Origin of the sequence: Streptoverticillium reticulum (assembly GCF_047456005.1) — a bacterium.
GTDB classification, from domain to species: domain Bacteria; phylum Actinomycetota; class Actinomycetes; order Streptomycetales; family Streptomycetaceae; genus Streptomyces; species Streptomyces reticulum.
Window position 1 is genome coordinate 6,431,396 of record NZ_CP179755.1, and the last position, 13,135, is coordinate 6,444,530.

At 73.2% G+C, this 13,135-nt stretch carries 9 protein-coding genes; 7 read left to right on the forward strand and 2 right to left on the reverse strand.

Going from position 1 to position 13,135, the window contains the following annotated elements; genetic code table 11:
- Nucleotides 1-98: 98 nt before the first annotated feature.
- Together ACMATS_RS29640 and ACMATS_RS29645 are read left to right on the forward strand one after the other, a co-directional pair.
- Entirely contained in the window at nt 99-395 is a 297-nt protein-coding gene (locus ACMATS_RS29640; RefSeq protein WP_414169630.1) for a hypothetical protein, read from the forward strand.
- A gap of 136 nt (nt 396-531) precedes the next feature.
- A complete protein-coding gene (locus ACMATS_RS29645) occupies nt 532-1,644 on the forward strand; it encodes a glycosyltransferase family 4 protein (RefSeq protein WP_414169631.1) in 1,113 nt (370 codons plus the stop codon).
- A 123-nt stretch (nt 1,645-1,767) separates the two neighbouring features.
- On the opposite strand, the gene ACMATS_RS29650 is transcribed toward ACMATS_RS29645, so the two are convergent.
- Nucleotides 1,768-3,438, reverse strand: a complete 1,671-nt coding sequence (locus tag ACMATS_RS29650) for a PucR family transcriptional regulator (RefSeq protein WP_414169632.1) — start codon at nt 3,436-3,438, stop codon at nt 1,768-1,770.
- Nucleotides 3,439-3,489: 51 nt separating this feature from the next.
- On the opposite strand from ACMATS_RS29650, the gene ACMATS_RS29655 reads away from it, so the two are divergent.
- Nucleotides 3,490-4,815, forward strand: coding sequence for an MFS transporter (locus tag ACMATS_RS29655; RefSeq protein ID WP_414169633.1), 1,326 nt, complete (start codon nt 3,490-3,492; stop codon nt 4,813-4,815).
- On the opposite strand, the gene ACMATS_RS29660 is transcribed toward ACMATS_RS29655, so the two are convergent.
- Entirely contained in the window at nt 4,787-6,589 is a 1,803-nt protein-coding gene (locus tag ACMATS_RS29660; RefSeq protein WP_414169634.1) for a glycoside hydrolase family 15 protein, read from the reverse strand. The two genes, ACMATS_RS29655 and ACMATS_RS29660, sit on opposite strands and share 29 nt — an antisense overlap.
- A gap of 421 nt (nt 6,590-7,010) precedes the next feature.
- Here ACMATS_RS29660 and ACMATS_RS29665 point away from each other — a divergent pair, with 421 nt between their 5' ends.
- The 4 genes from ACMATS_RS29665 to ald all read left to right on the forward strand — a co-directional run bounded on the left by ACMATS_RS29665 (nt 7,011) and on the right by ald (nt 13,043).
- Nucleotides 7,011-8,663 (forward strand): CTP synthase, encoded by a 1,653-nt coding sequence (locus ACMATS_RS29665; RefSeq protein WP_414169635.1) that lies wholly within the window; start codon nt 7,011-7,013, stop codon nt 8,661-8,663.
- Between the two features lie 91 nt (nt 8,664-8,754).
- Nucleotides 8,755-9,390 carry an NUDIX domain-containing protein gene (locus ACMATS_RS29670; protein WP_414169636.1) on the forward strand — a complete coding sequence of 212 codons (636 nt, stop codon included), beginning with the start codon at nt 8,755-8,757 and terminating at the stop codon, nt 9,388-9,390.
- 257 nt (nt 9,391-9,647) lie between these two features.
- The gene (locus ACMATS_RS29675) at nt 9,648-11,741 is read left to right on the forward strand and encodes a tetratricopeptide repeat protein (RefSeq protein ID WP_414170820.1); all 2,094 of its coding nucleotides are present in this window, start codon (nt 9,648-9,650) and stop codon (nt 11,739-11,741) included.
- Between the two features lie 186 nt (nt 11,742-11,927).
- Nucleotides 11,928-13,043: an alanine dehydrogenase gene (ald, locus tag ACMATS_RS29680; RefSeq protein ID WP_336416779.1), complete on the forward strand. Its 1,116-nt coding sequence runs from the start codon at nt 11,928-11,930 to the stop codon at nt 13,041-13,043.
- Nucleotides 13,044-13,135 lie beyond the last annotated feature (92 nt).

Here is a 13,135-nt window from a genome sequence, read left to right on the forward strand (position 1 = left end):
GGATCGGGGGTGCCGGGCTCGTCGCCGGGGCCGTGTTGCGGCCGCGGGTGGTTGACAAGGTGCTTGCGGGGGTCGTCATTGCCGGGTCTGCGCACCTCGTGAACTTGCTGGACGTCCGGCCCGGTCGGGCCGCCGGTGCCGTGGTGGCGCTCGGGCTGCCGGGAATGGTGCGGGGTGTGGACGCGGCAGCCGCTCCCGTCGGTGCCGCCGTGGCCCTGTTGAGGGACGACCTGGCCGCGCGCACCATGCTCGGCGACACCGGCGCACACGCCCTCGGTGCCGGGCTCGGGACGGCCGTGGTGGCGGGCAACGGCCGTACGGGGCTGGCGTTGCACGCCGCCGCGCTGGTGGCCGTGGCCCTGGTCGTGGAGGTCAAGAGTCCCCAAAGCGGGTGAATCCGTTGATGTGCGGGCGAGGTGGGGCGGCCGACCCTCGGTACGGCGGTGCCGGGATGTCGGCGGGGGCTGGCATCCTGGGCGCAGCACCTCGCCGTACGCCTCTGCCCGACGACGACCCAGGAGCTTCCCCCGCGTGAGCAGCACACCGGCCCGGCCGCCCCTGCACGCCGTTCAAGTCCTGGGCAGCGGGAGTGCCGGGAGCGGCGCACACGTGCGGTCGCTGGCTGCCGGGCTCGTGGCGCACGGGCTGCGGGTGACGGTGTGCGCGCCGCCGCGGACGGGCGAGGAGTTCGGAATCCCGGACTCCGGTGCCGTGTTCACCCCGCTGCGCCCGGGAACGGACGCCCTGGCCGTCGCGGACATCCGCGCGGTCAGCGAGGGCGCGGACGTGGTGCACGCGCACGGCCTGAAGTCGGGTGTGCTGGCTGCGCTTGCGCTGCGCGGCCGTCCGACGCCGCTGGTGGTCACCTGGCACACCCGGGTGCGTGCCGCGGGCGCGCGGGCCCATGTCGTGCGCCTGATGGAGCGCCGTGCCGCGCGCACCGCGGCGGTGGTGCTCGGCGCTTCGTCGGAGCTCGTGGACCAGGCGCGGCTGCGCGGGGCGCGCGACGCCCGGCTGGCGCCGGTGGCGGTGCCGGCGCCGCGGCCCGTGCCGGATCCCGAGCCGGACGACACCCTGCGCCTCAAAGCGCGGGCCGAACTGGGCGCGGTGGCAAGGCCGTTGCTGGTGACCGTCGGCCGGCTGGAGCCCGGACAGGGCTACGGGATGCTGCTGGACGCGGCCCGGGTCTGGCGCGAACTGGACCCGGAGCCGTTGCTGATCGTCGCGGGAGAGGGCCGCGAACGCCCGGAATTGCAGCGCAGGATCGAGGCCGAAGCCCTGCCGGTGCAGCTGGTGGGACGGCGCGACGACGTGCCCGAACTGCTGGCGGTGGCCGATGTGGCCGTGCTGCCGGGCTGTTGGGAAGCACGCTCACTCCTGGCCCAGGAGGCGCTCCATGCCGGAGTGCCACTGGTCGCGGTGGAGGCCCGTGGAGTCCCGGAGCTGGTGGGCGACGCGGCCGAACTCGTCCCCTGCGGGGACGCGACAGCATTGGCCGAGGCGGTTGTCAGGCTCCTGGAAGACCCGATCCGCTGCGACCGACTGGTACGAGCGGGACGCCGCCAGGCGGCGGGCTGGCCGTCGGAGGACGACACGGTGGCGCACGTCCTGAGCGTGTACGACGAACTGGGCCGGCGCGACTGACTCGACCGACAACGGGCGCGAGGGGGTGGGGCGGGGGCGGGGCGGGTCCTGGAGAGGGACGTAAAAACTTTTTGTGGCGAAAGTGCGGGGCACCCTCGCGCGGAACGGACCGCCGCAAAAAGTTCAGTCCCCGGAAGGACCCGTCCCGCCCCCGCCCCACCCCCGACCCACGACGTGCCGCCGCGCCCGCAACGCAACACCCAGCGCCAGCGCCGCGTCCGGATCCTCCAGTTCGACCCCCAGCAGCCGCTCGATCCGCCCCAGCCGGTCGTACAGCGTCTGCCGGTTGACGTGCAGCTCCCGCGCCGTCTCCGCCTTGCGCCCCGCGTGCGCCAGATAGGCCTGCAGCGTGGGCAGCAACGCGGGCCGCGCAGACCGGTCATGCACAAGCAGCGGCCCGAGAACCCGTCCGACAAAGGAGGCCAAATCGCCATCGGCCCGCAGCCGCCACAGCAACACGTCCACGTCGAGCCGCCGCACGTCGTGCCACTCCCTGTCCGGCAGCCCCTGCGCAGCGGTCGCAGCCTCCGCCGCATGCCGCAGCGCGCCCCCCACGGACTCCCACGTCGAGGCGACCCCGGCCACCACCACCGGCGGCGTCCGGAACCCCGCCCGCTCCGCCCCGGACCGCAGCGCGGTCGCCACCCGCCCCGCCACCGCGGCCCGTTCGGCCTCGTCCCGGAGACCGGCCAGCACCGGAACCCGGCCCTCCGGCAGTCGTACGCCCAGCAGCAGCGGTACCCCCACCGCCCGCAGCTCCTCCTGCACCGCGCACGCCAGCGCGGCCCAACTGTCCGCCGGTACCGGGCCGGTGGCCATCCGCATCACCATCGGCAGCAACGGCCCGTCGCCGGGCCGGAAGCCGAGCACCCGGGCCTGCGCGGGCGCGTCCGCCGCGTCGAGCCGTTCCCCGGCGAGGTCGGTGAGGAAGTCGCCGCGCCCCCGGGCTGCGAGCTCCTCCTCCTGGCGGGCCTGCAGCAGGACGACGGCGAGCAGCCCGGCGGCCCGGTCGGCGGCGATGCGGTGCACGGGCGCGAGGGGCACGTTCACCGGCAGCACCACGAGCCGGGCCCGCACGGCACCGGCCCCGGGCCCCTGCCCCGGCACGTCCGTGACGACGCTGCCCGCGAGCGAGGCCCCCCGCAGCCCGTCCCAGACCTGGAGCGGATCGGCACCCCCGCCCCGACCCCCGCCACCGCCGCCCGGCCCGGCGGCGTACAGCAGCCGTCCCTCCGCGGTCTCCAGGAAGACCGGGTTGCCGGTGAAGTCGGCGAACAGCCGCAGCACTTCGGGCACCCCGCCCCCGCCCAGCAGCACCTCGGTGCACTGCCGGTGGACCTCCTCGGCGCGCTGCAGCAGGGCGTAGTGCTGGTTGACGAGCTCGGTGTGGATCTCCTCGGTGACCGCGACGAACGGGACCTCCCGGTGCAGCTGGACCAGCGGCAGCCCGCACGAACGGGCGGTGTCCACCACGGCGGCGGGCAGGCTGGGGAACCGGGCCCCGAGCTCGACGACCAGGGCCGCGATGTCCCGTTCGGCCAGCCTCCGGACGAAGGCACGCTGTTCGGCGGGGCGGCTGCCCAGGCCCAGCCCGGTGGTCAGCAGGAGCTCGCCGCCCTTGAGGAGGGCGGCGATGTTGGGGGCCTCGCCCGCGTGCACCCAGCGCACGGGCCGGTGCAGCCGGTCGGCGGCGGCCACGACCTCGGGCAGTCCCCGGCGCAGGGCGGGCAGTTCGAGGGCGCGCGCCACCGTGATCGTCCCCTGCGGGCCCGGCGGGAGGTCGTGCTGTTCCATGCCCGGAACCTACCGTCCCGCGGGGGGACCTGCGCCCCTACGCTGTCGCGCATGACCGCAGCCCCCGGCCCCTCGCCCAACTCACCGGAGATATCCGGTATATCGGCAGAACAACAGAAGGCCCGCATCCCGAAGGCGGCGGTCCAGCGCCGCACACTCAGGGTGCTGATGTCGGCACAGGTGGTCGCCGGCGTCGGCATGGGCTCGATGATCTCCTCGGGCGGGCTGCTGGTCGAGCACCTCTCCGGTTCCCAGGCGACGGCCGGCCTCGCCACCACCCTGGCCACGCTCGGCGCGGCGCTGCTGTCCGTGCCGCTGGCCGCTCTCTCCCGGGCGCGCGGGCGCCGGACCGGCCTCGGTGCGGGCTGGCTGATCGCGGCCGCGGGGGCGCTGACGGTGCCACTGGCGGCCGGGGCGGGTCTGCTGCCGGTGACCCTGCTGGGGATGCTGCTGATCGGCGCGGCGAGCGCCGCCAACCTGCAGTCCCGCTACGCGGCCACCGACCTCGCGGAGCCCCGCGCCCGTGCGGGAGCGCTCTCCCTGGTCGTGTGGTCCACGACGCTCGGCAGTGTGCTGGGCCCCAACCTCAGCGGCCCCGGGGCGGTGCTGGCCCGGCCGCTCGGACTGCCGGACGCGGCGGGGACGTTCGTGTTCTCGGTGGTGGCCTTCCTCCTCGGCTGGCTGATCATCCACACCGGCCTGCGCCCGGACCCGCTCCTGCTGGCCCAGGAGCAGGAGCAGCCCGCGCCCTCCGCCCCTCACGAGCGGAAGGAAGGCTTCGCGGCCCGCATGCGCACCGCGCTGCGCCATGTCGCCGCGTCCCCGGCCGCGTTGACGGGCCTGGCCGCCCTGGTGCTGGGGCACGCGGTGATGGTCTCCGTGATGACGATGACGCCCGTCCATCTCGCCCACGAGGGCGCCTCGTTGAGCATCGTGGGCCTCACGGTCAGCCTGCACGTGGCCGGGATGTATGCGCTCTCGCCGCTGGTGGGCCGGGCGGCGGACCGGTTCGGCAGGGTGCCGGTGATCCTGCTGGGACAGGTGGTCTACGTGGCCGCCACCCTGCTGGCCGGCACCGCGGGGAACCGTCAATGGGCCGTGGCGGCGGGGCTGTTCCTGCTGGGCGCCGGCTGGTCCTGCGCCACGGTCGCGGGGTCGACGCTGCTGAGCGAGTCCGTGGACGCCGCGCACCGCCCGGAGGTGCAGGGGATGTCGGACACCCTGATGAACCTGGTCGGCGCGGCGGGCGGCGCGCTCTCCGGAGCACTGACCGCGGTGTACGGCTACGGCGGGCTCAATGCCGCCGCAGCCGTCCTCGCCCTCCCCGTCGGGGCGCTCGCGCTGTGGTTCAGCCTCCGAACGCGCTCGACGCGGTGAGCCGCAGCGCGGTGTCGATCAGCGGCACGTGGCTGAACGCCTGCGGGAAGTTGCCGACCTGCCGCTGCAGCCGCGGGTCCCACTCCTCCGCGAGCAGGCCCAGGTCGTTGCGCAGAGCCAGCAGCTTCTCGAAGAGCTGGCGGGCCTCGTCGACCCGGCCGATCATCGCCAGGTCGTCGGCGAGCCAGAACGAGCAGGCCAGGAAGGCCCCTTCGTCCCCTTCGAGTCCGTCCACCCCGGCCTCGGAGCCGGTGGTCGGGTAGCGCAGGACGAAGCCGTCGGGGGTGGACAGCTCGCGCTGGATGGCCTCGATGGTGCCGATGACGCGCTTGTCGTCGGGCGGCAGGAAGCCCATCTGCGGGATCAGCAGCAGGGAGGCGTCCAGCTCCTTCGAGCCGTAGGACTGCGTGAAGGTGTTGCGCTCCTTGTCGTACCCCTTGTCGCACACGTCCCGGTGGATGTCCTCGCGCAGCTCGCGCCAGCGCTCCAGCGGCCCGTCGACGTCGCCGGACTCGATGAGCTTGATGGTGCGGTCGACGGCGACCCAGGCCATCACCTTGGAGTGGACGAAGTGCCGGCGCGGGCCGCGCACCTCCCAGATGCCCTCGTCGGGCTCGGTCCAGTGGTCTTCCAGGTAGCCGATGAGCCGCAGCTGGAGCAGGGACGCGTAGTCGTTGCGGGCGAGCCCGGTCATGTGGGCCAGGTGCAGGGCCTCGGTGACCTCGCCGTAGACGTCGAGCTGGAGCTGGCCGGCGGCGCCGTTTCCGACGCGCACGGGCCGGGAGTTCTCGTAGCCGGGCAGCCAGTCCAGCTCGCTCTCGCCCAGCTCGCGCTCCCCGGCGATGCCGTACATGATCTGCAGGTTCTCGGGGTCGCCGGCGACCGCGCGCAGCAGCCACTCGCGCCAGGCCCGGGCCTCCTCGCGGTAGCCGGTGCGCAGCAGGGAGGAGAGGGTGATCGCGGCGTCGCGCAGCCAGGTGAACCGGTAGTCCCAGTTCCGGGAGCCGCCGATGTCCTCCGGCAGGGAGGTCGTCGGGGCGGCGACGATGCCGCCGGTGGGGGCGTAGGTGAGCGCCTTGAGGGTGATGAGCGAGCGGACCACCGCGTCCCGGTAGGGGCCGTGGTACGTGCAGTGGGTCACCCACTCCCGCCAGAACTCCTCCGTGGCCTCCAGCGCCCCCTCGGGGTCGGGCAGCGCGGGCGCCTCGCGGTGCGAGGGCTGCCAGCTGATGGTGAAGGCGACGCGCTCACCGGGGGAGACGGTGAAGTCGGAGTAGGTGGTGAGGTCCTTGCCGAAGGTGTCGGCCGCGGTGTCCAGCCAGACGGAGTCGGGGCCCGCGACGGCCACCGTGCGGTCGCCCACCTTGTGCACCCACGGCACGACGCGCCCGTAGGAGAACCGCATCCGCAGCGCCGAGCGCATCGGCACCCGGCCGCTGACGCCCTCCACGATCCGGATCAGCTGGGGGGCGCCGTCACGGGGAGGCATGAAGTCGATCACCCGGACGGTACCTCGCGGAGTGTCCCACTCGGATTCGAGCACGAGGGAATCCCCCCGGTACCGGCGGCGGTCGGCGCGCGGCGGAGCCGCCCCCGAGGGGTGTGCCGGGCCGATCCGCCAGTAGCCGTGTTCCTCCGTGCCGAGCAGTCCGGCGAACGCCGCGTGGGAATCGAATCGCGGCAGGCACAGCCAGTCGGCCGTGCCGTCCCGGCAGACCAGGGCGGCGGTCTGCATGTCGCCGATCAGTGCGTAGTCCTCGATACGCCCGGCCACGTCATCTCCAGTCGAACGGCATCGTGACCCCGGGGGGTCCTTGGCGGTCAAGAGATCTTTCGTCGAGCTCTGCTTCCGGAATCCAGATGGGGGCATCTCCTGGGGCACCTGACCAGCGGTGGCTGGGGGGAGACGGTGCCGTGCCGGCCGGCTCGCTGCATGTGTCCGAGCAGGATACGACGCGGAGTTGGGACACGCGCGACGGTTGGCGGCGGAATCTGTGCCGAATGGGTGGCCTGTGACGCAGGGGGCGCGAGGCCGTCGCACCGCGTCACCGGGCGCGCCCGGCTCCGGGCGCTGATACCCTGGTACCCCGTGGACCGGAGGGCGCAAGACCCCCCAACCGCAGCGACGGCACCCCCGAAAACAACCGGGTGATCGCCGGTACGCATCCTCCACTCGCGACCACGGGAGCCCCCCTTTGGCCATTGCCGCAAAGCCCACGACGACCAAGCACCTCTTCGTCACCGGGGGTGTCGCCTCCTCGCTCGGCAAGGGGCTGACCGCCTCCAGCCTGGGCGCGCTGCTGAAGGCGCGGGGCCTGCGGGTGACGATGCAGAAGCTCGACCCGTACCTCAACGTCGACCCGGGCACGATGAACCCGTTCCAGCACGGTGAGGTCTTCGTCACCAACGACGGTGCCGAGACGGACCTGGACATCGGCCACTACGAGCGCTTCCTTGACGTCGACCTCGACGGCTCCGCGAACGTCACCACCGGCCAGGTGTACTCCTCGGTGATCGCCAAGGAGCGGCGCGGCGAGTACCTGGGCGACACCGTCCAGGTCATCCCGCACATCACCAACGAGATCAAGCACCGCATCCGCCGCATGGCCACCGACGACGTCGACGTCGTCATCACCGAGGTCGGCGGCACCGTCGGCGACATCGAGTCGCTGCCGTTCCTGGAGACCGTCCGCCAGGTCCGCCACGAGGTCGGCCGGGACAACGTCTTCGTCGTGCACATCTCCCTGCTGCCCTACATCGGCCCGTCCGGCGAGCTGAAGACCAAGCCGACCCAGCACAGCGTGGCCGCGCTGCGCAACATCGGCATCCAGCCCGACGCGATCGTGCTGCGCGCCGACCGCGAGGTCCCCACCGCCATCAAGCGCAAGATCTCGCTGATGTGCGACGTGGACGAGGATGCCGTGGTCGCCGCGATCGACGCCAAGTCGATCTACGACATCCCGAAGGTCCTGCACACCGAGGGCCTGGACGCCTACGTCGTGCGCAAGCTCGACCTGCCGTTCCGCGACGTGGACTGGGCGCAGTGGGACGACCTGCTGGAGCGCGTCCACCAGCCCGACCACGAGGTCACCGTGGCGCTGGTCGGCAAGTACATCGACCTGCCGGACGCCTACCTGTCGGTGACCGAGGCCATCCGCGCGGGCGGCTTCGCCAACAAGGCCCGCGTGAAGATCAAGTGGGTCACCTCCGACGACTGCAGGACCCCCGCGGGTGCCAAGAAGCAGCTGGCGGACGTGGACGCGATCTGCGTGCCCGGCGGCTTCGGCGACCGTGGTGTCGACGGCAAGGTCGGCGCGATCACCTACGCCCGTGAGAACAAGGTCCCGCTGCTGGGCCTGTGCCTCGGTCTGCAGTGCGTCGTCATCGAGGCCGCCCGCAACCTGGCCGGCATCGAGGGCGCGAACTCCACCGAGTTCGACGCGGCCACCGCGCACCCGGTGATCTCCACGATGGCCGAGCAGATGGACATCGTCGCCGGCGAGGGCGACATGGGCGGAACGATGCGCCTGGGCATGTACCCGGCCAAGCTCGCCGAGGGCTCCATCGTCCGCGAGGTCTACGACGACCAGCCGTACGTGGAGGAGCGCCACCGTCACCGCTACGAGGTGAACAACGCCTACCGCGCCGAGCTGGAGAAGAAGGCCGGCATCCAGTTCTCCGGCACGTCCCCGGACAACAAGCTCGTCGAGTACGTCGAGTACCCGCGCGAGGTGCACCCCTACCTGGTGGCCACCCAGGCCCACCCGGAGCTGCGCTCGCGCCCGACCCGCCCGCACCCGCTCTTCGCGGGCCTGATCAAGGCGGCCGTGCAGCGCCAGCAGGGCTGATCTGTACGGTGGAACCGGGGTGAGGACTCCCTTGCGGGAGCCTCTCGCCCCGGTTTCTGCTTTCCGGAGACGTAAGGACGGACAGACGGACATGGGCAGCACGGTCATCAAGGACACCGCCGAGGAATGGCGCGTCGTCGCCGGCGAGACGCCGTTCACCGGCAACAAGACGAGCGTGCGCACGGACGAGGTGGTGATGCCGGACGGCACCGTCGTCAAGCGCGACTACCAGGTGCACCCCGGCTCGGTCGCCGTGCTCGCCCTGGACGACCGGGACCGGGTGCTGGTGCTGCGCCAGTACCGGCACCCCGTGCGGCAGAAGCTGTGGGAGATCCCGGCCGGCCTGCTGGACGTCCCCGGCGAGAACCCGTTGCGGGCCGCCCAGCGCGAGCTGTACGAGGAGGCCCACGTCAAGGCCGAGGACTGGCGGGTGCTGACCGACGTCTACACGACGCCCGGCGGCTGCAACGAGGCCGTCCGCGTCTTCCTCGCCCGCGGCATCTCCGAGGCGGAGGGCGAGCGCTTCGACGTCGAGGAGGAAGAGGCGGACATGGAGCTCGCCAGGGTCCCGGTGGCGGACCTGGTGCGGGGCGTGCTGGCGGGGGAGCTGCACAACAACTGCCTGGTGGTGGGCGTCCTTTCACTGGTCGCGGCGCGGACGGGCGCAGGGCTGGACGCCCTGCGCCCGGCGGACGCGGAGTGGCCGGCGCGGCCGTTCGAGGCGTAGGGCTGCGCCCCGTCAGGGGCGCGGGGAACTGCGCGACCAGCCACCGACGGCCTGCAGTCGACGCACGGCCCCCCGGGAACGGCATGTCATCTGCGGGTGCACTGTGGTTGCTCGCGCAGTTCCCCGCGCCCCTGACGGGGCGCGCCCGCTCCGGGCCTACCATCAGTCGACCCGAATAGGTGATCTTCTCCGGGGCCGGGCTCCCGGCATCCGTTCGCGCCTCACGCAGTGAACTAGGCTCGTCGCGTCACGGCCGCATCCGCGGCCGGCAGGTGGACGGGAGTGGACCCGTGGCGGAGGCCGGGAGAGCGCAGCAGACCGGGGTGAGGGGGCGTCAGGCCCCGCCTCCCTCTCACCCCTTCGTCGGCAGGGCGCGTGAGATCAAGGAGCTGCGCGAGGACATCGTGCGCGCCGGGCTCGACACTCTTTCGGGTCGCAAACGCCCCCGCAGCCGGGTGCTGCTCATCGCCGGCCAGCCCGGTTCCGGCCGCACCGCCCTCGCCGAGGAGCTGGCCCGGCAGCTGGCCGGGGACTACCCGGACGGAGTACTCCGCGCCCGCCTCACGGGTGCAGACGGGGAGCCCGTCCCCACCGAGCGCACCGCCCGGGCCCTGCTCGCCGCGCTCGGGGCGCCCGTCCCCGCGGGGGCGGAGGAGGACGTGCTCGCCGCCGCCCTGCGCCGGGCCCTGGACGGGCGCCGCGCGCTGATCGTGCTGGACGACGCGGCGGGCGCCGAACAGGTCGACCCGCTGCTGCCGGACGAGTCCGACTGCCTCGTCGTCGCCGTCTCCCGCGGCCCGCTGACCGGGGTGCCGGACGTCCGGCCGTGCACCCTCGGCGGGCTGGACACCCATGCCGCCGTCAAACTCCTGGAGCGGTACGGCGGTCACCGCATCACCTGCGACCCGGTGGCCGCGGCGGCGGTCGCCGAGGAGTGCGGCAGCCAGCCCGCGGCGCTGATCCTGGTCGGCGGCTGGCTGGCGGCCCGGCCCAAGATGTCGGTGCTCGAGGTGGTCAAGCGGTTGCGCGAGCAGGGGGCCGAGAACGCGGGGCGGCCGCTGGCGCGGGCGTTCTGGCTGGCCTACGAGTCCCTGCCGGCGGCCGCCGCCCGCACCCTGCACCTGCTCGCCCTGGCCCCCGCCGGGCTCGTCGACGCGCACACCGCCTCCGCACTGGCCGGCTGTTCGCTCTCCACGGCCGAGAGTCTCCTGGAGGACTTCACCGTGCGGGGCATGCTGCGCCCCGAGACTCCCGGGGGAGCGCCCGACGGTGGGCTGCCGCCGCAGTACCGGGTGCCGGGCTGTCTGACGCCGCTGCTGCGGGCCCTGTTGGAGGCCCAGGAGCGGGAGACGGAGGTGGAACTGGCCAGGGCGCGGATGCTGGAGCGGACCGTGCGGCAGCTGCATTCCTGCCGGGCGGCCACCGAGCGTGACGACCCGTCGGTGCGCCGCAGGATCGACCAGCTGCCCCGGCCGCTGCGCTTCCCGTCGCCCGCGGCCGCCGGCCAGTGGCTCGACGCCCGGCTCCCGGCGCTGCTGGCGGCGGCGCGGATGGCCGTGGAGGACGGCCGTCTGGACACCCTCGCCCGGCGGCTGGTCTCGGCGCTGACCCGGGCGCTGACCGCGCACCTGGGCGCCGAGGCCGCGGCCCCCGAGCTCTACGGGCTGCACCAGCTCGTCCTCGACGTGGCGCGGCGCTGCGAGATGCCGCTGGAGAAGGCGGCCGCCCTGCTGAACCTCGGCGACCTGGACACCCGGGCCGGGCGCACCGCGGAGGCGCTCGGCCGGTACCGGGACGCGCTCCAGTCCGCGCGCGAGGCCGGCGACCCGTACGCCATCAGCCGTGCACTGGAGTCCGTCGCCGCCGCCCACCAGGAGCTGGGCGACTGGCAGCGGGCCGCCGACTGGTTCCGGCGGGGCCTGGAGCTGCGCCTGACCCGGGGTGAACTCGCCGAGCAGGCACGGCTGTACGGGCGGCTCGGCACGGTGCACACCCAGGCCGGGCAGTGGAACGACGCGCTGCGCGACTGGCGGGCCGCGGCCGCGGTGTGCCGCCGGCTGCGGGACCTGCCCGGTCATGCGCGGGCGCTGAGCGAGGCGGCCCTGGTGCTGGAGTACGCGGGCCGCGCCCGGGAGGCGCTGCGCATCAGCCGGGAGGCGGCGGAGTGCGCGCGGCAGTCCGGGGACACCCGGCTGGAGGCCGTGACGCGGCTGCGGCTCGCGGACGCCCTGGAGCGGCGCGGCGACGCGGTCGCGGCGGAGCAGCACCGGCAGGCGGCCGGGGAGCTCCTCGCGGTGGAGGAGCCCGCTCCGGAGGTGCTCGGGACGGCTCGTTCCGCTGCTTCGGGGTGACCCACAGTTACCGGCGAGCCGCCTACGAAATCAGTGGCAGTATCCGCAAAGATTGGTGCATTGCAAGGCTAGACAGCGAACCATCCTTCATTAGACTGGGTGAGCCGCGAGCGACGCGGTCTGCCCTGGCGTGCCCTGCATGTCGGGATTAGCCTGTCATTCTCTGATTCAAGGACCGTGATCGACGTGAAGGTCGGCATCCCCCGCGAGGTCAAGAACAACGAATTCCGCGTGGCCATCACCCCCGCCGGTGTGCTGGAGCTGGTGCGCAACGGCCACCAGGTCTTCGTGGAGAAGGGGGCCGGTCTCGGCTCCTCCATCACCGACGCCGAGTACGTGGGCGCCGGTGCCGCCATCCTGGACACGGCCGACGAGGTCTGGGCCACGGCCGACCTGCTGCTGAAGGTCAAGGAGCCCATCGCGGAGGAGTACCACCGCATGCGCAAGGGCCAGACCCTCTTCACCTACCTGCACCTGGCCGCCTCCCGCGAGTGCACCGACGCGCTGCTGGAGTCGGGCACCACGGCCATCGCGTACGAGACCGTCGAGCTCGCCAACCGCGCGCTGCCGCTGCTCGCCCCGATGTCCGAGGTCGCGGGCCGGCTGGCCCCGCAGGTCGGCGCCTACCACCTGATGCGCTCGGCCGGCGGCCGCGGCGTCCTGCCGGGCGGCGTCCCGGGTACCCACGCGGGCAAGGCCGTCGTCATCGGCGCCGGCGTCTCCGGCTGGAACGCCGCGCAGATCGCCGTCGGCATGGGCTTCCACGTCACCCTGCTCGACAAGGACATCAACAAGCTGCGCGAGGCCGACAAGGTCTTCGGCACCAAGGTGCAGACGATCGTCTCCAACGCCTTCGAGCTGGAGAAGGCCGTCACCGAGGCCGACCTCGTCATCGGTGCGGTGCTGATCCCGGGCGCCAAGGCCCCGAAGCTGGTCACCAACGAGCTCGTCGCCAAGATGAAGCCCGGAAGTGTACTTGTCGACATTGCGATCGACCAGGGCGGCTGCTTCGAGGACTCGCGTCCGACCACCCACACCGAGCCGACCTTCACGGTCCACGACTCCGTGTTCTACTGCGTCGCCAACATGCCCGGCGCCGTCCCGAACACCTCCACCTACGCGCTGACCAACGCCACGCTGCCCTACATCGTGGAGCTGGCCAACCGCGGCTGGCAGGAGGCGCTGAGCCGGGACGCCGCTCTGGCCAAGGGCCTCAACGTCCATGAGGGACAGGTCGTTTACGGCCCCGTCGCCGAGGCGCACGGCCTGCCGCAGGTCGAGCTGAGCACCCTGCTCGGCTGAACCGACGACCCCGTACGACGGGAGTGCACCCCGGCCGGGCCTTGCCGAGCAAGGCCCGGCCGGGGTGTTTCCGCCTCCGGTGCAGCCGCCTG

Coding starts and splice junctions, on each gene's coding strand:
- ACMATS_RS29650 (WP_414169632.1), bottom strand. CDS start 3,438: ATGGAACAGCACGACCTCCCGCCGGGCCCGCAGGGGACGATCACGGTG.
- ACMATS_RS29655 (WP_414169633.1), top strand. CDS start 3,490: ATGACCGCAGCCCCCGGCCCCTCGCCCAACTCACCGGAGATATCCGGT.
- ACMATS_RS29670 (WP_414169636.1), top strand. CDS start 8,755: ATGGGCAGCACGGTCATCAAGGACACCGCCGAGGAATGGCGCGTCGTC.